This is a genomic window from Nocardioides silvaticus (genome assembly GCF_003160695.1).
GTDB lineage: Bacteria > Actinomycetota > Actinomycetes > Propionibacteriales > Nocardioidaceae > Nocardioides > Nocardioides silvaticus.
In genome coordinates this window covers 936563-958806 of record NZ_QGDD01000001.1, presented here as the reverse complement: position 1 = coordinate 958806, position 22244 = coordinate 936563, and the positions used below count along the sequence as shown (strand labels likewise).

The 22244-nt window shown below is 72.5% G+C and carries 23 protein-coding genes and 1 tRNA gene; 13 read left to right on the top strand and 11 right to left on the bottom strand.

All coding sequences use genetic code 11. The annotated features are described in order from the left end of the window. Positions 1–129: 129 nt before the first annotated feature. Positions 130–786 (top strand): phosphate signaling complex protein PhoU, encoded by a 657-nt coding sequence (gene phoU, locus DJ010_RS04460; protein WP_109692368.1) that lies wholly within the window; start codon positions 130–132, stop codon positions 784–786. 24 nt (positions 787–810) lie between these two features. Here the strand turns inward: phoU and DJ010_RS04455 are convergent, their stop codons facing one another. The 3 genes from DJ010_RS04455 to DJ010_RS21965 all read right to left on the bottom strand — a co-directional run bounded on the left by DJ010_RS04455 (position 811) and on the right by DJ010_RS21965 (position 3172). Next, positions 811–1557: a phosphoglyceromutase gene (locus DJ010_RS04455; protein ID WP_109692367.1), complete on the bottom strand. Its 747-nt coding sequence runs from the start codon at positions 1555–1557 to the stop codon at positions 811–813. Between the two features lie 14 nt (positions 1558–1571). Further along, positions 1572–2198, bottom strand: coding sequence for a hypothetical protein (locus DJ010_RS04450; protein WP_109692366.1), 627 nt, complete (start codon positions 2196–2198; stop codon positions 1572–1574). Between the two features lie 122 nt (positions 2199–2320). Next, positions 2321–3172, bottom strand: a complete 852-nt coding sequence (locus tag DJ010_RS21965) for a UbiA family prenyltransferase (protein WP_158282926.1) — start codon at positions 3170–3172, stop codon at positions 2321–2323. Positions 3173–3374: 202 nt separating this feature from the next. Here DJ010_RS21965 and DJ010_RS04440 point away from each other — a divergent pair, with 202 nt between their 5' ends. Both DJ010_RS04440 and DJ010_RS04435 read left to right on the top strand, forming a co-directional pair. Beyond that, positions 3375–3860 carry a CarD family transcriptional regulator gene (locus DJ010_RS04440; protein ID WP_109692364.1) on the top strand — a complete coding sequence of 162 codons (486 nt, stop codon included), beginning with the start codon at positions 3375–3377 and terminating at the stop codon, positions 3858–3860. A gap of 83 nt (positions 3861–3943) precedes the next feature. Continuing rightward, complete coding sequence (locus DJ010_RS04435) at positions 3944–4522, top strand: 2-C-methyl-D-erythritol 4-phosphate cytidylyltransferase (protein WP_245927179.1); 579 nt, start codon at positions 3944–3946, stop codon at positions 4520–4522. Here the strand turns inward: DJ010_RS04435 and DJ010_RS04430 are convergent. Next, positions 4506–5195 carry an IspD/TarI family cytidylyltransferase gene (locus tag DJ010_RS04430; RefSeq protein WP_109692362.1) on the bottom strand — a complete coding sequence of 230 codons (690 nt, stop codon included), beginning with the start codon at positions 5193–5195 and terminating at the stop codon, positions 4506–4508. The two genes, DJ010_RS04435 and DJ010_RS04430, sit on opposite strands and share 17 nt — an antisense overlap. Positions 5196–5299: 104 nt before the next feature. Between DJ010_RS04430 and nirD the strand changes: the two genes are divergently transcribed. Then, positions 5300–5668 (top strand): nitrite reductase small subunit NirD, encoded by a 369-nt coding sequence (nirD, locus tag DJ010_RS04425; RefSeq protein WP_109692361.1) that lies wholly within the window; start codon positions 5300–5302, stop codon positions 5666–5668. Between the two features lie 12 nt (positions 5669–5680). Here nirD and DJ010_RS04420 read toward each other — a convergent pair whose 3' ends face one another. Beyond that, positions 5681–6592: an alpha/beta fold hydrolase gene (locus tag DJ010_RS04420; RefSeq protein WP_109692360.1), complete on the bottom strand. Its 912-nt coding sequence runs from the start codon at positions 6590–6592 to the stop codon at positions 5681–5683. Next, positions 6589–7113: a 2-C-methyl-D-erythritol 2,4-cyclodiphosphate synthase gene (ispF, locus tag DJ010_RS04415; protein ID WP_109692359.1), complete on the bottom strand. Its 525-nt coding sequence runs from the start codon at positions 7111–7113 to the stop codon at positions 6589–6591. Before ispF ends, DJ010_RS04420 begins: the two co-directional genes overlap by 4 nt. Positions 7114–7144: 31 nt before the next feature. On the opposite strand from ispF, the gene DJ010_RS04410 reads away from it, so the two are divergent. Then, complete coding sequence (locus DJ010_RS04410) at positions 7145–8683, top strand: molybdopterin-dependent oxidoreductase (protein ID WP_109692358.1); 1539 nt, start codon at positions 7145–7147, stop codon at positions 8681–8683. After that, positions 8680–9435, top strand: coding sequence for an SDR family NAD(P)-dependent oxidoreductase (locus tag DJ010_RS04405; RefSeq protein ID WP_109692357.1), 756 nt, complete (start codon positions 8680–8682; stop codon positions 9433–9435). Before DJ010_RS04410 ends, DJ010_RS04405 begins: the two co-directional genes overlap by 4 nt. Positions 9436–9923: 488 nt before the next feature. Here the strand turns inward: DJ010_RS04405 and DJ010_RS04400 are convergent, their stop codons facing one another. Next, positions 9924–11189, bottom strand: coding sequence for a C39 family peptidase (locus DJ010_RS04400; protein ID WP_109692356.1), 1266 nt, complete (start codon positions 11187–11189; stop codon positions 9924–9926). An 81-nt stretch (positions 11190–11270) separates the two neighbouring features. On the opposite strand from DJ010_RS04400, the gene cysS reads away from it, so the two are divergent. The 3 genes from cysS to DJ010_RS04385 are packed head-to-tail and all read left to right on the top strand — an operon-like array spanning position 11271 to position 15156. Further along, entirely contained in the window at positions 11271–12665 is a 1395-nt protein-coding gene (cysS, locus tag DJ010_RS04395) for a cysteine--tRNA ligase (protein ID WP_109692355.1), read from the top strand. A 7-nt stretch (positions 12666–12672) separates the two neighbouring features. Beyond that, positions 12673–13644 (top strand): 23S rRNA (guanosine(2251)-2'-O)-methyltransferase RlmB, encoded by a 972-nt coding sequence (gene rlmB / locus DJ010_RS04390; RefSeq protein ID WP_109692354.1) that lies wholly within the window; start codon positions 12673–12675, stop codon positions 13642–13644. A gap of 6 nt (positions 13645–13650) precedes the next feature. Further along, on the top strand, positions 13651–15156 hold the full coding sequence (locus DJ010_RS04385; RefSeq protein ID WP_245927178.1) for a metallophosphoesterase: 1506 nt from the start codon (positions 13651–13653) through the stop codon (positions 15154–15156). On the opposite strand, the gene DJ010_RS04380 is transcribed toward DJ010_RS04385, so the two are convergent. Both DJ010_RS04380 and DJ010_RS04375 read right to left on the bottom strand, forming a co-directional pair. Further along, complete coding sequence (locus DJ010_RS04380) at positions 15135–16016, bottom strand: alpha/beta fold hydrolase (protein ID WP_158282925.1); 882 nt, start codon at positions 16014–16016, stop codon at positions 15135–15137. The two genes, DJ010_RS04385 and DJ010_RS04380, sit on opposite strands and share 22 nt — an antisense overlap. A gap of 1 nt (position 16017) precedes the next feature. Next, entirely contained in the window at positions 16018–16506 is a 489-nt protein-coding gene (locus DJ010_RS04375) for a nuclear transport factor 2 family protein (protein ID WP_158282924.1), read from the bottom strand. A 79-nt stretch (positions 16507–16585) separates the two neighbouring features. On the opposite strand from DJ010_RS04375, the gene DJ010_RS04370 reads away from it, so the two are divergent. The 3 genes from DJ010_RS04370 (at position 16586) to DJ010_RS04360 (ending at position 18596) form a co-directional block, all read left to right on the top strand. Next, positions 16586–17200 carry a TetR/AcrR family transcriptional regulator gene (locus DJ010_RS04370; RefSeq protein WP_109692351.1) on the top strand — a complete coding sequence of 205 codons (615 nt, stop codon included), beginning with the start codon at positions 16586–16588 and terminating at the stop codon, positions 17198–17200. A gap of 33 nt (positions 17201–17233) precedes the next feature. After that, entirely contained in the window at positions 17234–18403 is a 1170-nt protein-coding gene (locus tag DJ010_RS04365) for an acyl-CoA dehydrogenase family protein (RefSeq protein WP_342769466.1), read from the top strand. 111 nt (positions 18404–18514) lie between these two features. Next, a tRNA-Gln gene (locus tag DJ010_RS04360) sits at positions 18515–18596 on the top strand. Positions 18597–18598: 2 nt separating this feature from the next. Here DJ010_RS04360 and DJ010_RS04355 read toward each other — a convergent pair. Continuing rightward, entirely contained in the window at positions 18599–19000 is a 402-nt protein-coding gene (locus tag DJ010_RS04355; RefSeq protein ID WP_109692349.1) for a hypothetical protein, read from the bottom strand. 88 nt (positions 19001–19088) lie between these two features. Next, positions 19089–20666 carry a serine/threonine-protein kinase gene (locus DJ010_RS04350; protein ID WP_109692348.1) on the bottom strand — a complete coding sequence of 526 codons (1578 nt, stop codon included), beginning with the start codon at positions 20664–20666 and terminating at the stop codon, positions 19089–19091. A 106-nt stretch (positions 20667–20772) separates the two neighbouring features. Between DJ010_RS04350 and glmU the strand changes: the two genes are divergently transcribed. Continuing rightward, positions 20773–22242 (top strand): bifunctional UDP-N-acetylglucosamine diphosphorylase/glucosamine-1-phosphate N-acetyltransferase GlmU, encoded by a 1470-nt coding sequence (gene glmU / locus DJ010_RS04345; RefSeq protein ID WP_109692347.1) that lies wholly within the window; start codon positions 20773–20775, stop codon positions 22240–22242. Positions 22243–22244: the final 2 nt, after the last annotated feature.

The following is a 22244-nucleotide window of genomic DNA, read 5'->3' as shown; positions in this document are numbered from 1 at the left end:
TCGATGGTACGGCGAGCAGGCCGGCCGGATTCGAATCGCCGAGGCCGTGCTTCGGAGTGTTCACCTGCCGTTCACCGCTGCTCCCCGGAGGGACAACTCGTGGTCCTCCTGCCGACCTAGCCTGCGACTATGCGTGATGCCTACACCGACCAGCTCGACTCGATCTTCGCCGACCTCGCCGGCATCTGCCGACGGGTGGAGACCGCGGTGGGCCTGGCCACCCGGGCCCTGATGAACGGGAACGCCACCCTCGCCGAGCGGGTGATCAGCGACGACATCGAGATCGACCGCGCCCGCGAGCGCGTCGAGGACACGGCGTTCAGCCTGCTCTCGCTCCAGCAGCCGGTCGCGGGCGACCTGCGCACGATCGTCGCCGCGCTGCGGATGGTCAGCGAGCTCGAGCGGATGGGCGACCTGTCCGTCCACGTGGCCAAGGTGGCCCGGCTCCGCGTGCCCGACGTCGCCGTGCCCGACGAGATCCGGCCCACCATGGAGCAGATGGCGGTCGTCGCCGAGGACATGGTCAGCCGGGTCTGCGACGTCATCATCAGCCGCGACGTCGAGGCCGCGATCGCCCTCGGCCGCGACGACGAGGAGATGGACGGCCTGCGCCGCCGCAGCTTCGCCGAGCTGCTCTCCGACGACTGGACGCACGGCGTCGAGGCGGCGGTCGACGTCGCCCTGCTGGGTCGCTACTACGAGCGGATCGCCGACCACGCGGTGTCGATCGCCAACCGGGTGGTCTTCGTCGTCACCGGGCACCACCCGGCGGCGCTGGCGGAGTAGCCCGCCGGTCAGGTCCTAGCGGTCCTAGCGGCCCTGGTTCGCCACCGCGGCAGCGGCCGCGGCGGCCGCCTCCGGGTCGAGGTAGGTGCCGCCCTTCGTCACGGGCTGCATCGTGTCCTCGTCGAGCTCGTAGACCAGCGGCATGCCGGTCGGGATGTTGAGGCCGGCGATGTCCTCGTCGCTGATCTGGTCGAGGTGCTTCACGATCGCGCGGAGGCTGTTGCCGTGCGCCGCGACGAGCACGGTGTGGCCCGCCCGCAGGTCGGGGACGATCCCGGCCTCCCAGTAGGGCAGCAGCCGCGCGATGACGTCCCTGAGGCACTCGGTGCGGGGCATCTCCGCGCCGAGGTCGGCGTATTGCGGGTCGCCGACCTGGGAGTACTCCGCGTCGTCGTCCAGCGGCGGCGGAGGTACGTCGAAGGACCGGCGCCAGAGCATGAACTGCTCCTCGCCGTACTCGTCGCGGACCTGCGCCTTGTTCTTGCCCTGCAGCGCCCCGTAGTGACGCTCGTTGAGCCGCCAGGACCGCCGCACCGGGATCCAGTGCCGGTCGGCCGCGTCGAGCGCGAGCGCGGCGGTGTTGATCGCGCGACGCTGGAGGCTGGTGTGGACGACGGTCGGGTGCAGCCCAGCGGCGACCAGCTGCTCGCCGCCGCGCACGGCCTCGGCCTGGCCCTTCTCGGTGAGGCCCACGTCGACCCAACCGGTGAACAGGTTCTTGGCGTTCCACTCGCTCTCGCCGTGGCGGAGCAGGATCAGCGTGTGCGTCATCGGTCAGCGCGGGCTCAGTGCCCGCCCTCCTCGCCCTCGGCTGCTTCGGTCGATTGCTCGCAGAGGTAGGTGGCGTCCTCGGCGTGGTCCTCGCCCTCCTCGCCCTCGACCTCGACCTCGACCTCGGGCGAGGCGGTCTCCTCGGCCGCGGCCGGCTCGAACTCGGGCTCGGCGATGTCGGCGTACTGGAAGCACGGCTTCACGACCGGCACCTCGAGGGTGACGCTCTCGTCGGTGTCGAAGGAGTAGGTCAGCTCGACCAGGTCGCCCGGGGCGAACTCGCCCTCGACCGGGATGGCCGCGACGTCGTCGCCGGAGAGGTTGACCGACCGGTTCGGCGGGACCTCGATCGCCGCCTCCTGGGTCCCGACCGTGACGCCGGTGCCGAGCACCTCGACCAGCTTGGCCGGGGGCTCGTCGCCGTTCTCGTTGTAGACCAGGGTGCCGATGAGGCGGCCCTTGCCGTCGGAGAAGGCGAGGATGCGCGCGCCCAGCACGTCGACGCTCGCCTCGCGCTCGTTGACGCCGGCGCCGATGGTGTTGACCTGGTTGGTCCTCGGCTCCTCGGCGCAGGACGTCAGCGCGCCGACCAGGGGCAGCAGGGCGACGAGAGCGATCGCGGTCGAGCGTCGGTGAAGCATTCGGCGGGCCTCCGCACATGTTCTGCGAGTCGGTGGACGGTTGCTCACGAGGAGCGGGGTCAGCCTAGTGGTCCGTCGCCCGGGTGCGCCCAACGGGACCGGGGGGCGGGCCCCCGGACCGGTCACCTCGAGAGACCGACGTCGCTCGCGACGTAGCCGATCGCCACCAGGATCCCGATGACGTAGAGGGTCGACAGCGCGAGCAGCCGGGTGGCCCCGATCTTGAGGCCGAGCTTGAGCGGCAGGTAGGTCCACCCGTCCTCGTGGTCGGCGACCAGCCCCCACACGGCTCGGGTGAAGTGGATGCCGATGCCGAGGGCGCCGGCGAGGATCGTGATCGCCGTCTCCGGCGGGTCGCCGACGGCCTGGCCGCCCCAGCCGCCGTAGGAGAGGTACGCCGGGAGCATGCCGAACGAGATCGCCCAGGTGACCCACGAGAAGAAACCGGTGCGCAGCACGACGTTGCCGAGCATGCCGACGCACACCGAGACCAGGTAGATGCCGCCGGCGGTGATGCCGGTCGTGATCGCCAGCGGCACCAGGATCAGCGCGGCCACGATGATCGCGTACCACGCGGCGCCCGGGTCGAGCCGGCCGTCGGCGATCGGCTTGCCGGGCGTCCCGTGGGCCGCGTCGCGCTCGCGGTCGACGATGTCGTTGTGCCAGCCGAGGATGACCTGACCGACGAGCACGGTCATCAGCACCACACCCGCCTCGCGCGCCGAGCGCTCGGCGAGCACGGCCGCGCCGCCCATCGCCAGGGCGGTGAGCACGGCCTGCTTGGCGTGGGCGGCCTGGAAGAGCAGCAGGGGGGTCCACCGGACGGTCGCGAAGAATCCCGGCCGGGCGGGTGGCTCGTCGTACTCGCCCTCCTCGGCGAGCTCCTCGTCCTCGGCCGGCTCCTCGACCTCGGGGTCGTCGACGACCTTCTCGTCCACGTCCCCGATCGCGCCCTCGTCGCGGTCCACTCCCATGCCGAGCAGTATTGACCACGCCGTGCCGCGGCGCAGGCGGAGCGGTGGAGTGTCGACGCCCGGATCGGCCGCCGTGTGAGGTTGCCCACCACACGAAACACCGTCTGTCAAGCCCGCGATTGCCGCGCTGACCTGCGCAAACGCTTTCGGAGGCGACGCCGGGACGTGGTAAGATGGACGCCTAGGAAGGGGTTCATCACATATGACTTTCACCGTCGGCGAAACGGTCGTCTACCCCAATCACGGGGCCGCTGTCATCGAAGACATCGAGATGCGGACAATCAAGGGGGAGGAACGGCAGTACCTCGTACTTCGGATCGTAGCCCAGCAGGACCTGGTGGTTCGGGTCCCGGCCTGCAACCTGGATCTGGTCGGAGTTCGTGACGTCGTCGACAAGGAGGGCCTCGACCGTGTGTTCGGCGTCCTCCGCGCCGAGCACGTCGAGGAGCCGACCAACTGGTCGCGCCGTTACAAGGCCAACCTGGAGAAGCTCCACAGCGGCGACGTCATGAAGGTGGCGGAGGTCGTCCGCGACCTGTGGCGCCGCGAGCGCGACCGTGGCCTGTCCGCGGGCGAGAAGCGGATGCTCGCCAAGGCGCGCCAGATCCTCGTCTCCGAGCTGGCGCTGGCCGAGCACACCAACGAGGACAAGGCCGAGACCATCCTCGACGAGGTCCTCGCCAGCTGATGCTCCGCTGAACGACTCTGTCGATGCCCCCGCCCGCCAGGGCGGGGGCATCCTCGCTTTTTCGACGCCCTACCGTGGGACCCGTGGAGTCCGAGGCGTACGACGAGGCGACCAGCGAGCCGCTGCGGTCGGTCGGCTTCGTGGTCGACGAGGGCCGCGGGTCGCTGCCCTACCGGCTGATCCACGGCGAGGCGCTGGTGGCCGCGGCTGCCTGGGCGGTCGGGGAGGCCGGCGTCGACCTGGTCGACGTCACCGTGCCGTGGCACGTCGTCACCGACCTCGGCCGGCCGCTGGTGCTGCACGACCCACTGTGCCCGATGACGCCGCCGGACTTCATCGCCGACTGTGTGCAGCGCGCGGTCGCGCGGGACGTCGTGGTGGTCGGGGTCCGGCCGGTCAGCGACACCATCAAGGAGCTCGACGGCGACCGGCTCGGCCGGACCGTCGACCGCGACGGCCTGACGATGGTGTGCGCCCCGGTCGTGCTGCCCCCGCGGGTGGTGCGCGAGACGCAGGACCGCCCGACCGCCGACTTCGTCGAGCTCGTGACCCGGCTGCGCGCGTCGTACGACGTCGAGCTGGTCGAGGCCCCGCCCGCGGCGCGCCGGGTGGGGTCGGACGAGGACATCGAGGTCCTCGAGGCGCTCACCGACCCGCGTTGAGGCGGGACGCGCTGACGAGGTCCTCCGGGTAGGTGATCTTGAGGTTCGCCGGCCCGGTCGGCACTGCGACCAGTGCGACGTCGGGACGGTAGCGCTCGAGGCAGGCGGCGGTGTCGGTGCCGTCGAACCCGTCGCGGCGCGCGGCGCGGTAGGCCTCGAGCAGCGGCCGTGCCTGGAACGCCTGCGGGGTCTGCACGCCGACCAGGTGACCCTCGGGGGCGGCGCTCGCGGGGTCGAGGGGGAGCAGGCCAGGCAGCTCGACCGTCGGTACGGCGCCGCCGGCCTCCCGTGCGACGGCGACGACCCGCTCGAACAGCCCGGCCGGGGCCAGGGCGCGGGCCCCGTCGTGGATCACCACGACGTCGACCTCGCCGGACTCGATCCTGGGCGCCAGGACGTCGAGGGCAGCCTGCTCCGAGGCGTGGCGGGTGGCGCCCCCCGGCACCAGGAGCAGGTCGCGGTCGGCGAGGTGGGGCACCACCGCGGCGGCGACCGCGTCCTCCTCGCCGGGACGGCACACCAGGACCACGGGATCGACGCCGTCGACACCGAGCGCGGTCAGCACCGCATGGGTGACCACCGGCCGGCCGTCGAGGTCGAGCAGCACCTTGTTGACGTCGGCACCGACGCGGGAACCGCTACCGGCAGCGAGGATCACGACGGCGGCGGACATGGTGCCCGAGCCTAGAACACGGGTCGGCGAGGCGTGCGCGTGAGTTTTCCTCGTCGTTACACAGCGAAACGCCGGTGTGAACAGGGCACTCCTACGGTCGGGCCATGGCAGAGGTGTCCGCACCCCCCGACGAGTGGCAGCCGGTGTGCCGGATCGTCGAGCTCGAGGTCGACCGCGGCGCGACCGCGCTCGTGCACGGCCAGGCCGTCGCCATCTTCCGCACCGGCGACGACACCGTCTACGCCCTCGGCAATCACGACCCGTTCGCCCGCGCCGCCGTCGGCGGCATCGCCAAGGGGATCGTGGGACGGCGCGGGGACGTCCCGTTCGTCGCCTCCCCGGCCCACAAGCACGCCTTCGACCTGCGCTCCGGTCGCTGCCTCGACGACAGCCACGTGTCCGTGCCGGCCTACGCCGTCAAGGTCGTCGAGGGTGTCGTCCTCATCGGCCACCGGAAGGTGGAAGCGGCCTAGCCCGGTCGCCCGCTAGCTCGCCTCGTCGGCCGCGCCTTCGCGCAAAGCGCGGTCGACGAGGTCGAACAGCTCCTCGCTGACCAGGTCGCGCCGCTCGAACGGCAGGTAGTGGCCGGCGTCGGGGGCGATGACGAGCCGGGCGCCGCGGATGCCGTTGGCGAGCGCGCGGGCGTGCGGAGGCGGGGTCAGCAGGTCGTGGGAGCCGACGAGGACCGTGGTCGGGATGCTGTCGAACGACCGCAGGTTGCCGATCCGGTCGTGGATCATCATGTCCCGGAAGAACCCGGCATAGGTCTCGGGCGCGCACTGGACGAGCTGGTCGACGACGTGCCCCACGTCGCGCGGCCGCGGGTCGCGACCGAGCAGGAACCGCCGGGCCACCTGCCGCTCGATCACCGGGAACCGCTGGCGACGGGACCGGCTGAGCATCCGGGCGCGGGTCGCAAGAACGAACGGCAGCCGGTCGCGCAGAGCCGGACCCAGCTCGGGCAGGCCGAGGGTCACCGTGTGCAGGTCCGCGCCCGAGGTCGAGACGAGCAGCACGCCGGCGATCCGGTCGACGAGGCGCGGGCACTCCTCGGGGATCGCGGTGATCGTCATGCCGCCGACCGAGTGCCCGGCGATCACCACGACACCGGTCGGAGCGAGCTGGTCGGCGAGGAGGCCGAGGTCGCGGGCGAGGTGCGGGATCGTGCACGCGGCCTCGGGGACGCGGTCGCTGCTGCCGTGGCCGCGGTGGTCCCAGGTGACGACGCGGATGCCGTGCCCGTAGCGGGAGAGCAGGTCCTCGACCTGGTAGTGCCAGTCCGACTCGTCGGCGGTCCAGCAGTGCGACAGCAGCACGCTGACCGGCGCGTCCTCCGGTCCGTGCACGGTGGCGTGGATCCGGACGCCGTCGTGGCCGGTCACCTCGACGCTGGTCACGGTGCCTCCTCCGGCTCCTGGCGTACGACGAGCGCGGTCGCGATCGCCGCCACGCCCTCGCCCCGGCCGGTCAGCCCGAGCCCGTCGGTCGTCGTCGCCGACACCGAGACCGGCGCACCCACCGCCGCGGACAGCGCCGCTTCGGCGTCGGTGCGCCGCGCGCCGAGCCGCGGCCGGTTGCCGACCACCTGGACCGAGACGTTGCCGACCGCGAAGCCGGCGGCGCGCACCCGGCGCACGGTCTCGCCGAGGAGGGCCACCCCTGCGGCCCCGGCCCAGGCCGGGTCCGCCGTACCGAAATTGCTGCCGAGGTCGCCCAGCCCGGCCGCCGCCAGCAGGGCGTCGCAGGCCGCGTGCGCGGCCACGTCGGCGTCGGAGTGGCCCTCGAGCCGCTGCTGCTCCTCCGGCCAGCTCAGACCCGCCAGCTGCATCGGCGGGTCGTCGTCGGAGCGGGGCACGAGGCGGTGCACGTCGGTGCCGATGCCGGTGCGGACCGCGCCCGGAAAGGACGGATGAGTCACGGGGTGATCATGCCTGAGACACAATCACCCTGTGAGGACGTCCCGTGGCTGGTGGTGGTTGTCCGGCGTGGTCGTCGGTGCGCTCGGTCTCGGCATCAGCTACCTGGTCTCCGGTCTGCTCCGTGTCCGGGAGTCGCCGCCGGTCGCTGTCGCCGAGTCGATCCGGGACATCTCGCCCGACGGCCTGGTCGAGTGGGCGAAGACCAACCTCGGCATGGCCGACAAGCTGGTCGTCTGGATCGGGATCTTCGTCTTCCTCACCGTCGCGTTCGCCGCGATCGGGCAGCTGGCGCGCAGCCGCTGGTGGTTCGCGGTCGGCGGGCTGGTCGCGCTCGGCGCGATCGCCACCGCGGCCGTGGTGACCCGCCCCTCGTTCGTCGACCTGCAGCTGGTGCCGCTCGTCGCGGGCTTCGTCGCCTGGTTGGTCGCGCTGACGGTGATCACCGGCGCCGTCCGCCAGTGGGAGCTGGTGGTCGCGGCCGACGACGACGCCACCGACCCGACGCACAGCCGGCGCCGGTTCTTCGCCACGGCCGGCGCCGTCGGCGGGCTGGCCGCCGCTGCCGCCGTCCTCGGCCGGTTCGCCGGCAACCCGCGCGAGGAGGTTGAGCGGGACCGCCGGCTGCTGCGCGTCGACGAGGTCACCAAGCCCACCGCGCCGCGCGGCGCGAAGGTCGACGTGCCGGGGGTCCAGCCCTGGCAGACGCCGACCGACGACTTCTACCTGATCGACACCACGTTCGTGCCGCCCGCGATCCGCGTCAAGGACTGGGTGCTGCGCATCCACGGCAAGGTCCAGAACGAGATGACGCTGTCGTACGACGACCTCGTCGCCCGCGGCATCACCGAGGACTGGATCACGCTCAACTGCGTGTCGAACCAGGTGGGCGGCGACCTCGTCGGCAACGCCTGGTGGAGCGGGGTTCGGCTCGCCGGGCTGCTCGCCGAGGCCGGTCCCGACGACGACGCCGACGCCGTCCTGCAGACGTCGGAGGACGGCTGGACCTGCGGCACGCCGCTCGGCCCGATGATGGACGACCGCAACGCGATGCTCGCCGTCTACATGAACGGCGAGCCGCTCACCGTCGAGCACGGCTTCCCGGTGCGGACGCTGGTGCCGGGCCTCTACGGCTACGTCTCCGCCTGCAAGTGGGTGGTCGACATGGAGGTCACCAGCTTCGACGAGATCGAGGCCTACTGGACCACGCGCGGCTGGGCCGAGGAGGGCCCGGTCAAGATCGCCTCGCGGATCGACGTGCCCGGCAGCGGAGAGAGCGTCTCCGCCGGCACCATCGTCTGCGGCGGGTCCGCCTGGAAGCAGCACACCGGCATCGAGTCCGTCGAGGTGTCCCTCGACGGCGGCGCCTGGACGCCGGCCACCCTCGGCCGGGTCCCGAGCGACGACACCTGGGTGCAGTGGCGGGCCGAGCTGGAGGTCGAGGAGGGAGACCACGAGCTGCGGGTGCGCGCGATCGGCAAGGATGGCGACGTGCAGACCGGAGTGGAGACCGACGTCCTGCCCAACGGTGCCACCGGGTGGCACTCCGTCGAGTTCTCGGCGTCCGCATGAGCACCCCGCAGCCCGGCCCGGCCGACTTCGCCGGGCTGGCCGGTGGCGCGCTGGTCGTCGGCGGCTCGGGCGGCATCGGTCGTGCCGTCGCGGAGCTGCTGGTCGACCGGGGCGCGCGGGTCGTGGTGACGCACCGGACTCGGCCCTCGCAGGTGGGTGAGGCGTCGTACGCCGTCGACCTGGTGGACCGTCATGAGGTCGGCCGCGTGGTCGACCGCGCCGTCGCCGACCTCGAGGGCCTGCACACCGTGGTCTACGCCGCGGGTCCGCACATCCCGATGACCCACCTCTCGCGGGTGGAGCCGGACACGATGGCCGAGCAGCTCGCCGCCGACGCCGCCGGCTTCTTCGCCGTCGCCCACGCCGCCCTGCCCGCCCTCCGGTCCTCGGCGGGCTCACTGGTCGCGGTCACGACCGCGGCGACCTCGCGGTTCCCGGTCCGCGACGGCCTGTCGTCCGCGCCGAAGGCCGCGGTCGAGGCGATGGTGCGGGGGCTCGCGGTCGAGGAGGGCCGGTTCGGTGTCCGGGTCAACGCCGTCGGCCCCGGCATGCTCACCGACGGCATGGCGGAGCGACTGATCAGCTCCGGTGAGCTCGACGACGCCGCCCTCGAGATCACCAGGCGCAACATCCCGCTCCGCCGCTTCGGTAACGCCCGCGACATCGCCGAGGCCGTCTGCTTCCTCGCCTCGCCCCGCGCCGGCTTCATCTCGGGGCAGAAGCTGGACGTCGACGGGGGTTACTCGGCCTGAGCCGAGCCGTCGCAAACTCACGCGGTGGAGGGGTCGACCCGTCGCAAACTCACGCGTGAAACGGGTCGAGCCGTCGCAAACTCACGCCGCGAACAGGTCGACCCGTCGCAAACTCGCGCGCGGAGAGCGCCGAACCGTCGCAAACTCGCGTTCGCCGCCGCTGGTCGAGGTGCGGGGTGGTCGCGTAGTGCCCTGCGCTCGGCTGGCACGTCGACCGGTCTCCCCGCGGCGGGGAATACCCGGCCGGCCGGGTATTCCGCGGGTTGTCAGGCATTGCAGAGGCTGACAACCCGCGGAAGAGGCTGACAACCCCGGGCGCTTGCTAGCACTCCGTGCGAGTTTGCGACGGGTCGACGGATCTGGGGTGCGAGTTTGCGACGGCTCGGCCGGTCTGGCGTGCGAGTTTGCGACGGGTCGACGGGTCTGGCGTGCGAGTTTGCGACGGGTCGGCGGGTGGGTGATCCGGACCTCGAACGACCCGGTGGCCGTTACCAGTTGCTCGCCCGGCCGGGGTCGGGCAGGGGGTGGGCGGGGTCGGTGATGACGTAGGCCAGGCCGCCGGAGGCGTCGAGCCAGAGGCGCTCGAGCTGGCCGCGGTCGTAGGTACGGCGCACCCGGCGCCGCTCGGACGCGGCGGGGTCGTTGACGACGACGTTGCCGTTGGCCCGGACGCCGACCACGACGAGCAGGTGGCCGTTGGAGGAGCCGATCGGAGCGCCGTCGAGCTCGCCGGACCCGAAGGCGATCGAGATCACCACCGGGATGCCGGCGGCGAGCAGCTGCTCGGCCTCGCGCAGAGAGCGCAGCCGGGTGACGAAGGCCTTGCCGGCGAGCGGCGCGGCGTACGCGGTGTTGAACGGCCAGTTGCCGGTGCCGTCGTAGGCGTGGTCGAAGGTCATCCGCGCCGCGTGGTCCACCCACGGGTCGGTGTGGTCCTTCGGCACCCAGCGGTAGCGCTTCTTCGCCGGCAGCCGGTCGTAGTAGCCGAGCACCATCGACGTCGACGTCGGCGAGCACCAGGCCTCGCCGCCGCCGCCCCAGCGCGGGTAGTGACCCCGGTGCACCATCTGCGAGTACCGCGGCACGTCGAGCACCACACCGCGTGCCGGTCCGGGCTTCGACGTGGCACCGGCCGACGACGGCAGTCGTGAGGTCATCGCGGTGGCGAGGTCCAGGCTCGGGCCGTACGACGCTCCGGCGCGCCGCGCCAGCCGCACCCGCAGCTGGAACCCGGCCAGGCCACCCGTCCGCCAGGTGTCGACCGCGACGCTGGTGCCGTCGTCGGACTGGCCGGAGACCGACGACCGCTGCAGGTGCTGGTCACCAGACGCCCAGCGCCCGAGCACGTCCCACGACGTGCGCTCGCCGTTGCCGCGCCCGCGCACCTGGACCTCGATCCAGCTGTCCTTCGGGGTCCTCGCCGACCACGACGCGATCAGCTCGGTGAACGCGTAGCCGGGCTCGACCCACTGGGAGGTCCACCGGGCGACGTCGTAGGTCCGGCTTCCGGCGGTCGCGCTCGCGACCGGCTGGTCAAACGCCAACCGCCCCGCGCTGACCGTCGTACCGGCCATCGTGCCGCGACGCCACTGCTTCGTGCTGTCCCAGCGGGTCAGGGTCACCTGGCGCTCACCGCCGGTCGAGCCGCGCGCGGCGGTGGTCGCCGACGCGCCGGCCGTGTCGGCGGGCGCGCACACGGCGGTGCCAGCCAGGGCAAGGACGAGGGCGGTGCCGACGACGGCGGAGCGGCGCATCGATCCAGGCTAAGTCACATCAGTCACTTCTGTCACACGACGGATTCGGGTGCGCGGGTCCGCGCTCCCTAGACTGGCCCGGTGACGTTCAGGCTCTACGACACCGTGACCCGCGAAGTCCGTGACTTCGTGCCCCTCGAGGAGGGCAAGGCGGGTCTGTACGTGTGTGGCCTGACGGTGCAGAGCGAGCCCCACGTCGGTCACGTGCGCTCGGGGGTCAACTTCGACGTCCTCCAGCGCTGGCTGCGGCACCTCGGCTACGAGGTCACCTTCATCCGCAACATCACCGACATCGACGACAAGATCCTCGTGAAGTCCGCCGAGCAGGGCCGTCCCTGGTACAACCTCGCCTACGCGATGCACCGCGAGCTCGACAAGGCCTACGCCGCGCTCAACGTCGCTCCGCCGACCTACGAGCCGGCCGCGACCGGGCACGTCCCCGAGATGATCGAGCTCATCACCGAGCTGATCGGCAAGGGCCACGCCTACCCCGCCGAGGACGGCTCCGGCGACGTCTACTTCGACGTCCGCTCCTGGCCGTCGTACGGCGAGCTGACCCACCAGGGCGTCGAGGACATGGAGCCCGCGACCGATGCCGATCCGCGGGGCAAGCGCGACCCTCGCGACTTCGCGCTGTGGAAGGGCTGGAAGAAGGAGACCGAGCCCAAGACCGCCGCGTGGCCGAGCCCATGGGGTCCCGGGCGTCCCGGGTGGCACATCGAGTGCTCCGCGATGGCCGGCAAGTACCTCGGCCACGCCTTCGACATCCACGGCGGCGGCGTCGACCTCCGGTTCCCCCACCACGAGAACGAGCAGGCCCAGTCCCGCGCGGCCGGCCGGCCGTTCGCGTCGTACTGGATGCACAACGCGTGGATCACCACCTCCGGCGAGAAGATGAGCAAGTCGCTCGGCAACTCGCTGACCATCCCGAACGTGCTGGAGAAGTACCGCGGGATCGAGCTGCGCTACTACCTGGTGGCCGCGCACTACCGCAGCCACGTCGAGTTCTCCTTCGAGGCGCTCGACGAGGCCGCGAAGGCGTTCCAGCGGGTCGAGGCGTTCCTGGAGCGCGCCGGGGTCTCGACAGGCTCGACCACCGGTGTTGCGGGCGAGCTGCCCGAGGCGTTCGTGACCGCGATGAACGACGACCTCGGCACGCCGGCCGCCGTGGCGGTGCTCTTCGAGGCCGTGCGCGAGGGCAACCGTGCCGACGACCCGAAGCCGCACGCCGCGCAGGTGCTGGCGATGCTCGACGTCCTCGGCCTCGACCCGGCCGATCCCGCGTGGGGCGGCGGCGGCGACGACGCGAAGCTGACGGCCGCGATCGACGCGCTCGTCTCCGGCCTGCTCGAGCAGCGCGCCGAGGCCCGCGCGGCCAAGGACTGGGCTCGTGCGGACGCGATCCGCGACCAGATCAAGCAGGCCGGCATCGAGGTGGAGGACACCCCCGACGGCCCCAAGTGGACAGTGAGCTGATGCTCTGATGCCAGGCAACTCCTCGCGCCGCGGAGCGGTGCGCAAGACCAACAAGAAGCCGGCCGCCGGCTCCGGCGGCCGGGTCCGGCGCGGTCTGGAGGGCAAGAAGTCGACGCCCAAGGCCGAGGACCGCGTCTATCACAAGGCCCACAAGGCGAAGGCCGCCAAGGAGGCCGCCGCCAAGAAGGCCGGCAGCCGCGGCGGTCCGCGTCGTCGTACGTCGGACGCGGAGTGGATCGCGGGCCGCAACCCCGTCGTCGAGGCGCTGCGGGAGCGGATCCCGGTCACCTCGGTCTACGTCGCCGAGAGTGCCGAGCGGGACGGCCGGCTGCGCGAGGTGTTCAAGCTCGCCGCCGAGCACGGCGTGGGCCTGCTGGAGGTGAGCCGGGCCGAGCTCGACCGGCTGACCAACGGTGCGGTGCACCAGGGGCTGGCGGCGAAGATCCCGGCCTACGAGTACGCGCACCCCGACGACCTGCTCGCCGCCGCGGACGAGATGGGGGAGAAGCCGCTGATCGTGGCGCTCGACGCGGTGACCGACCCGCGCAACCTCGGCGCCGTGGTGCGCAGCGCGGCGGGCTTCGGTGCCCACGGGGTCGTCATCCCCGAGCGCCGGGCGGCGTCGATGACCGCGTCGGCGTGGAAGACCTCCGCCGGCGCCGCGGCGCGGATCCCGGTCGCCCAGACCGTGAACCTGACCCGCCAGCTCAAGGCCTACCAGGACGCCGGGTGCTTCGTCGTCGGCCTCGCCGCCGACGGGGACCTCACCCTCCCCGAGCTGGCCGCCGACGCCGACCTCGCGGGCGGCGCGCTCGTGGTCGTCGTCGGGTCCGAGGGCGACGGCCTCCACCGGCTGGTGGCGGAGACCTGCGACCGGCTGGTGTCGATCCCGATGGCGGGGGTCCTCGAGTCCCTCAACGCGGGCGTCGCAGCCTCGGTGGCGCTCTACGCGATCGCCGAGTCACGGGCGAGGTTGTAGACACCGATGTCGCCGGCGCGCGGCTGGCTGTCGGTCACGGCGTACGTCGTGGTCTGGCTGACGCTGTCCGCGCTGGCGGCCGGTGGCTTCTTCCTCACCGGCGAGCGCACCGTCGACCTGGCCAGCCACGAGGCGCGGGTGACGGCGGACTTCAGTGGCCGGATCACCGTCCGCACAGGGCCGGTCCTGCCGAACCTGCGCGCGGACTCGGGCTCGCCCATCGGGGTGGAGGTCGAGCTCGGCAAGACCGAGGCCGGTTCGGTGGAGGAGCTCGTCGCGCGGTACGTCGCCATCGGCGGCAACCCGGACGCACAGATCGCGAAGGTGGAGGCCGCCGTGCGCGACATGGCGATCGACGCCGTCAGCCGGGGGCTCGCCCTGGGGATCCTGCCGATGCTGGTGTGGCGACTGCTCGGGGAGCGCCGCCGTCGCGAGGTCGTCGAGGCCCTGCCGACCCGGCGCGGCGTGGTCGGGCTGTTCGTGGTCGCGCTCGTCGTGATCGGGCTGACGACGCCTTGGCGCGGCCTCGGGCCGGCGCCTCGCGAGCGTCCGGAACGGTGGGTGCCGCTGGCCGAGTTCGTCGGGCCGTCGGTCTCGCTGCCCGAGGAGCTCGAGGACGTCGAGGTGCTGGGCCCGGCGGGCGGCGGCGTCGAGCGCCTCGTCGGCAGCGCCATCGACTCCTACGGCGAGGGACGCGAGTTCTACGAACGGCTGGCCGAGGACGCCGCGGACCTGGAGCTCCGCGAGCCGGAGGAGGGCGAGACCGTCGCGCTGCTCCTGTCCGACCGCCACGACAACGTGGGCATGGACCAGGTGGCGCGCGCCATCGCCGATGCGGGCGGAGCGGAGGCGGTCTTCGACGCGGGCGACGACACGTCCACGGGCGAGGACTGGGAGGCCTTCTCGTTGGACTCGCTGGCATCCGCCTTCGAGGACTTCGACCGGTGGGCGGTCACCGGCAACCACGACCACGGGTCGTTCGTGCGGGCCTACCTCACCGACCTCGGCTGGACGTACTTCAACGACGGCGAGGTCGTCGACGGCCCCGGCGACACCCGCATCCTGGGAGCCGATGACCCGCGCTCGAGCGGCCTCGGCAACTGGCGCGACGAGTCCGGCCTCACCTTCGCCGACCTCCGCGCGCGGATCGCCGACGCCGCGTGCGACGCCGAGGAGGACGGCGACCGCGTCGACACGCTGCTCGTCCACGACCGCAACCTCGGCGGCGACGCGCTCGAGCGCGGCTGCGTGGACCTGGTCGTCGGCGGCCACACCCACACCCAGTTCGGTCCGGAGCCGGTCACGGGCAGCAACGGCGCGGTCGGTTACGAGTACACGGTCGGCACGGCCGGTGGCGCGGCGTACGCGATCGCCATCGGCACCAAGCTCCGCCGGCCGGCGGGGTTCGCGCTCATCACCTACCGCGACGGTGAGCCGGCCGGCATCCAGTCGATCACCGTGCAGACGACCGGGCGGTTCGATGTCGACGACTACGAGGAGCTGGTGTACTGATCTGCTGGGTCCCGGAGGAAGGCGTGCACCCGCCGGGCCAGCTCGACCGGGGCGTCCTCGGGCACGAACGTGCGGGCTCCGGCAACCAGGTCGAACTCGCCGAGCGGCAGCGTGCGCGCCAGACGGCGGCCGCCGCGGCGCGAGAACCACAGGTCGGAGCCGCCCCACAGCACGAGGACCGGACGGTCGAACGTGCGCAGGCCGCGGGCCGCTTCCAGCGTGTGCCGGGGCCGGGTGCCGCGGAAGAACCGGACGAGGTCGGACCGGATCGCCGGGTCCTCGAGCATCGGACGCAGGTATGAGTCGAGGACCTCCGGCGGCAGCGGCGTCCGGGCGACCGAGCGGAAGAACGGGCCGTGGACGGCGCGGAACCGGAAGCTCCGGGCGACGAGGTCGCCCACGCGAGGGAGGAAGCTCACCCAGCGGACCGGCTTGAGGTAGCGCGGCGGGAACTGGAGGTACTGGTCGCAGGAGGTGAGGACCAGGCGGTCGATCCGCTCCGGGTGGCGGGCCGCCAGCATCTGGCTGATCGCCCCGCCCGCGTCGTTGGCCACCACGACCACCCGGTCGAGGTCGAGCGCGTCGAGGAGCTCGACGAGGATCGCGACGATGCCCGGCGGTGTGACGTCGGCGCCGTTGCGCATGGCTTCGTGGTGGGACCCGAGCGGGAGGTCCGGGGCGATGAGTCGGTAGGGCCCGAGAGCCGCCAGTGCCGGCACCACCTCGCGCCAGAGGTCGGCGTTGGCGAGGCCGCCGTGCACGAGCAGGACAGGTGTGCCCGCGCCCCGCTCGCGGTAGTGGAGCCGCCCGGCACGCAGCTCGACGGCGTGCTCGGTGCCCAGCGAGGACGAGATCGCCACGTCAGGCCCCTCTCCGACGGACCTGCCGCTCGACGCGGCCGAGCTGCAGGGCCACCCGCGGCGACGCGAGGAGCACCGCGAGGCGGCCGCGGAACGATGCGCCGGGGCGGACGTCGAGGAACGTCTCCGCGCGGTGCTCGACCACCAGGCCGTCGGCGTCGAGGACCCACGACTCGACACCGCGGCAGCGACCGCCGTGCCGGAACGAGCCCGTCCACCGGTTGACGATCGTCCTCTCCGATGCCGCCACCAGCTCCTTCTCGACGACGAACCCGGCGCGCTGCCCGGCGCCGAGCACGATCGCCCAGGCGTCGCTGATCGCGGATCGCCCGCGGTGCCACTGAACGGCCCCGTCGGTCACGAGCTCGAGCGACGCGTCGGCGGCGTAGACCGCGGCGGCGCCGGCGACGTCGTAGGTGTTGGTGAGGCGCTCGGCCTCGGCGACGAACGCCTCGGCGTCCACGACGACGCCGTCGGTGGCTGCGGTCATGGCGGGGTCCCTTCTTGTAATCATTGCAAGAGAAGGCTCAACCTAGCGTGGCCAGGACCGTTCTTGCAATGATTGCAACATGGATGCCCGGAAGCAGCGGACGATGAATGCGCTGCTCGCAGCGGCAGAGACGCTCTTCCTGGACCGCTCTCTCGAAGAGGTCACCGTCGAGGAGATCGCGGAGACGGCCGGCGTGGCGGTCGGGTCGATCTACAACCACTTCGGCTCCAAGGCGGGCCTGCACGCCGCGGTCGTCGAGCAGGCGCTCCAGGTCGATCGCGAGCACATGGACCGCGCCTACGTCGCCGGCCGGGGCCCGGTGGACCAGATCAGGGCGGCTGCCGCGGAGTACCTCGCGTTCGCGCTGGAGCAGCCGGAGCACTTCCGGATGCTGGCGTTCCCGCCCGACCCCGGCCGGTACGCCGCGGGGCGTCGTACCGCCGAGTCGCTGGCGGCCCGCGTCGACGAGCAGAACCGGCGGCTGGCCGCAGCCATCCGGGCCGGGGTGGATTCCGGCGAGCTGCGCGAGATCGACCCCGACGTCGCGGCGACCGCCCTGTGGGCCGCGTGGAACGGGATCATCGGCCTCGCCTGGCGCCCCGACGGGCTGCGTCAGGACCGGGCCGGCCTCGAGCGCCTGCTGGCCGTTGCGATCGAGATGGTCGAGCACGGCCTGCTCCGGCCGACCCCGTGACCGGAGCCCACCGCGGGTGCCTACGCTGGCCGGGTGGGAACCAACGTGGAGCGGATGCTGCCCAGCGACGAGGCACGTGAGCTGCTGGCGCTGACCCGGGAGATCGCGGTCAAGGAGCTCGAGCCGCAGGTGCACGCGGCCGAGGAGGCGGGCGAGTTCCCCGCGGCGGCGTACGAGCTGCTCGGCGGTGCCGGCCTGCTCAGCCTGCCCTTCGACGAGGAGTACGGCGGCGGCGGGCAGCCCTACGAGGTCTACCTCCAGGTCGTCGAGGAGATCGCCCGGGCCTGGCCGAGCGTCGGCGTCGGCACCAGCGTGCACAGCCTGACCGCCACCGTGGTCGCCGCCAACGGGTCCGAGGAGCTCAAGCAGGAGTGGCTGCCGCAGATGCTCGGCGGGGACTGGCTCGGCGCCTACTGCCTGTCCGAGCCGCAGGCCGGGTCCGACGTGAGCGCGATCAGGACGTCAGCGGTCCGCGACCCCTCGACAGGATCAGGGGCAAGTGGGGACTTCGTCGTCAACGGCACCAAGCAGTGGATCTCCAACGGCTCCTGCGCCGACTACTACATCCTCTTCGCGCGAACGGCGCCCGACCCGAAGCGCGGCCTGTCCGCCTTCGTCGTGACCGACGGGACGCCGGGCATGACCTTCGGCGCTCCCGAGAAGAAGATGGGCCTGGCCTGCGACGTCACCACCCAGGTCCTCTTCGACGACGCCCGGATCCCGGCCGACCGCCTGATCGGCAAGGAGGGCAGGGGCATGCAGGTCGCCCTGTCCGCGCTCGACGCCGGCCGCCTCGGCATCGCCGCGGTCGCGACCGGCATCGCGCAGCGCGCGCTCGAGCACGCCGTCGAGTACGCCCAGGAGCGGGTGCAGTTCGGCCGCCCGATCAGCGACAACCAAGGCCTGCAGTTCATGCTCGCGGACATGGCGGCCAAGGTGGAGCAGTCGCGCGCGTCGTACCTCCACGCCGCCCGGCTCAAGGACGCCGGCCGTCCCTTCTCCCGCCAGGCCTCGATCGCCAAGCTGACCGCCACCGACGGTGCGATGGCCGTGACCACCGACGCCGTCCAGGTCCTCGGTGGCAACGGCTACACCCGCGAGTACCCCGTCGAGCGGCTGTTCCGCGACGCCAAGGTCACCCAGATCTTCGAGGGCACCAACCAGATCCAGCGGATGGTCATCGCCCGCGACCTGCTGCGGTAGGTCGTGGACCCCACGGTGGTCCAGGCGACCCCGGTGGTCGAGTGGCCCGAGGCGCTAGCCGAGGGCGTATCGAGACCCCGGCACCCGAACGTCCTACCCTTGGTCCCACGATCCCCGGTTGGTCTGCCGGCAGGGCCCGCCTGACTTTGAATCAGGACAAGCGACGTAGGTTCGACTCCTACCCGGGGAGCCACATCACCGCTCGGCCGGAGCCGCCCACCGCAGCAGCAGCCCGGACACCGCGAAGCCGAGGGCGAACATCGCGTTGAGGCCGATCAGCTCGGCGACCGACGTGGCAGCGCGTTCGTGGACGCCGCCGACGACCGCGAGGACGCAGACGCCGACGATCGCCAGTGCGGTGGCGAACATGGTGTCGGAGAGGGCGGGCGCGCGGAGGCGCGAGACCGCGGCGCCGCCCAGCAGTGCCATGAGGACGCCGGCGTAGGCCAGGTCACCGCGGTAGCCGGACTCGGCCATCACGCCGACCGCTGCCATCAGGTAGACCAGGAAGAGGGCGGTGCCGGCACCGGCCGCCAGGCCGAGGCGGTAGGCGGCACCGCCGCTGAACAGGGGCTTCTCGTTGATAGCAACCGTCATGCCGTCGACGGTAGGGCCTCGGTCCGGTGGGATCGGTGCCCGAGCTGTGAACGTTCTGTGCAGATGCGAGCCGACACGGTGGCTCGCCTCAACCGACCTGGTCGCCGACGATCTGCGTGCCCTCGGAGGTGTCCTCGACCGTGATCGTCCTCGTCTCGGACTCGGTGCCGGCATCGGAGGTGTAGGTGAGCTCGACCGTCACCGTGCCCGAGCCGTCGTCGGCGACGTCCTCGACCGACACGGCGTCGATCGTCCTCCAGAACCCCTTGTAGGACCCGTAGCTACCGACTTCCGCCTGCATGCCGTCGGACAGCAGGTCCCAGGCCGTCTTGGTGTCGGACGGGAGGAGCGCGTAGTAGTCGCTCACGAACTGCGCGGCATCGGCCGGCGGCTCAGCGGTCGCCTCGTCCTCAGGCTCGTCCTCGCTCGTCGACCCCGACGCCGTTGCTTCGGGGACCGTCTCCGAGCCGGGCTGGTCGCCACCGCCGGAGCCTTCCTCGCCGTCCGGGGACCGGTCGGGGTCGCCGCTCGCACTCGGCTCGTCGTCGGCGGCGGTGGCGGGGTCGTCGTCGTCCCCTCCGCCGAGGAGGAGCGCAGCACCGACGGCGCCGAGGAGCAGCAGCGCGCCGACCAGGACGGCGATCGGGAGCCACCTGCTCCGCCGGCTCGGGTGCGGGGCGGCGGAGGACGGCTCGGCGCCGACCGGCAACGCAGGCGGGAGCCGGGTCGCGACGGGGGTCGGGTCGGGCGTGGGGCCGGGGATGGAGTCGGCGGTCGGCTCGGGTGGGGGCACCCGGGCTTCCCGCTCGACGGTGGGCGGATTCGCGGCGAACGCGACGGTCGGCTCGTCGGGCCCAGGGTGCTCAGCATCCGCGATCACGTGCAGCTCGCTCGCCACCGTCGCCATGTCGGGCCGCTCAGCTGGGTCGGCCGAGAGCATCCGGGTGACGAGGTCCCCGAGCAGGCCGGCCCGCTGCGGGCGCGGGGGTGGGTGTTCGGCGATGTGGTGCAGCATCGCGATCGCGTTGGGCAGCTGCGGCCAGGGCGGCTCCCCCTCGACCACGGAGAACAGCGTCGCCCCGAGCGCCCACACGTCGTCGGCGGGGACGGCCGTCCGGCCCCGGGCGAGCTGGGGGGAGAAGTACATCGGCGTGCCGGTCACCATGCCGGTCTGGGTCAGCGTCTCGTCGTCGACGTGGCGGGCGATGCCGAAGTCCGCGATCTTCGCGAGGTCGCCGTCGCCGACCAGGACGTTGCTCGGCTTGACGTCGCGGTGGACGGTGCCGGCGGCGTGGGCCGCCGCCAGGCCGTCGGCGATCTGCGCGCCGATGAAGGCAGCCCGCCGGGGTGTCAGCGGTCCCTGGTCGGCCGTGACGGCAGAGAGCGTGCGTGACGGGACGTACTCCATCACCAGCCACACCCGGTCCTGGTCCTCGACCGCGTCGTAGATCGACACCACGTGCGGGTGCGTGAGTGCGGCGGAGGCTCGCGCCTCGCGCAGCGAGCGCGCGAGGTTGGGCGCGGTCTCGCCGGGCAGGCCGCCCAGCTGCTTGACCGCGACCTGCCGTCCGAGGACGCCGTCACGACACAGCCAGACAGCGCCCATGCCGCCGCGGCCGATCTGTTCCAGCACCTCGTAGCGTCCCGCGATCGTCTCGGGTGGCATGTGTCTCCTCCTCGCGTCGCCCAGGAGTTGTTACCCCCGAACCGCACTCTCACCGCGGGTGCTCGGCCGCTGAGGGCCGGTGGCCACCGAGCCGTAGGCTCGTGCCATGACCGACCAGCTCACCGTCATCGTCCTGGCCGCCGGGGGCGGCACCAGGATGAAGTCCAAGACGATGAAGGTCCTGCACCGGATCGGCGGCCGGAGCATGATCGGCCACGTCCTCGACGCCGTCGGTCGGCTCGAGCCGACCTGCGTCTGCGCGGTCGTCGGCCACCAGCGCGAGCAGGTCGGCCCGCACGTCCGGGAGCTCCTGCCCGAGGCGGTGCTCGCCGTCCAGGAGGAGCAGCTCGGCACCGGGCACGCCGTGCGGGTCGCGCTCGACGCGCTCGCCGAGCAGCAGGTGGCGGCGGTCGCCGGCACCGTGCTCGTCGCGTACGGCGACACGCCGCTGCTCCAGGGTGCGACGCTGCAGTGGTTCGCCGCCCAGCACGAGGCGGCGCAGGCCGCGGTCAGCATCCTGTCCGGCGTCGTGGAGAAGCCGGTCGGCTACGGCCGAATCGTCCGCGACGAGGAGGGCGAGGTCGTGGCGATCGTCGAGGAGAAGGACGCCAACGCCGACCAGCGGGCGATCCGGGAGATCAACTCAGGGATCCTGGCCTTCGACGCGGGGTTCCTGACCGACGCCATCACCCGCGTCGGCAACGACAACGCGAAGGGCGAGTACTACCTCACCGACGCGGTCGGGCTGGCCCGCGACGCGGGCCTCACGGTCGCGGCGTTCCCGGTCGACGACGTGTGGCAGACCGAGGGCGCCAACGACCGCGTCCAGCTGGCGGCGCTCGGCCGCGAGCTCAACCGCCGGATCGTCGACCGTTGGATGCGCGACGGCGTGACCGTGCTTGATCCCGAGACGACCTGGATCGAAGCCGACGTCGTGCTGGCAGAGGACGTGACGATCCTCCCGGGCACCCAGCTGCTGGGCACGACGGTGGTGGCCGAGGACGCGGTCATCGGGCCCGACACCACGCTCGAGGACTGCGAGGTCGGCGCCGGCGCGCGGGTCGTGCGCACCCACGGCCAGCTCGCCGTGATCGGCGAGCGCGCGACGGTCGGCCCGTTCTCCTACCTCAGGCCCAACACCGTGCTCGGCGCCGGCGGCAAGATCGGGGCGTTCGTGGAGACCAAGAACGCCGAGATCGGTGACGGCGCGAAGGTGCCCCACCTGTCCTACGTCGGCGACGCCGAGATCGGCGAGGGCACCAACATCGGCGCGGGCACGATCTTCGCCAACTACGACGGCGTCGAGAAGCACCGCACCAAGGTCGGGAAGCAGGCCCGCACGGCGTCCAACAACACCTTCGTCGCCCCGGTCACGATCGGCGACGGAGCCGGCACCGGCGCGGGCACCGTCGTACGCCGTGACGTGCCGCCGGGTGCCCTGGCGGTCAGCGCCGGCCAGCAACGGAACCTCCCGGGGTGGGCCCAGTCGAAGCGGGCCGGCACCCCGCAGGCAGACGCCGCCGCAGCGGCCGGGGCCGGTGCGGCGGCGTCGGAGAAGCCTGAGCCGGAGGACTGAGC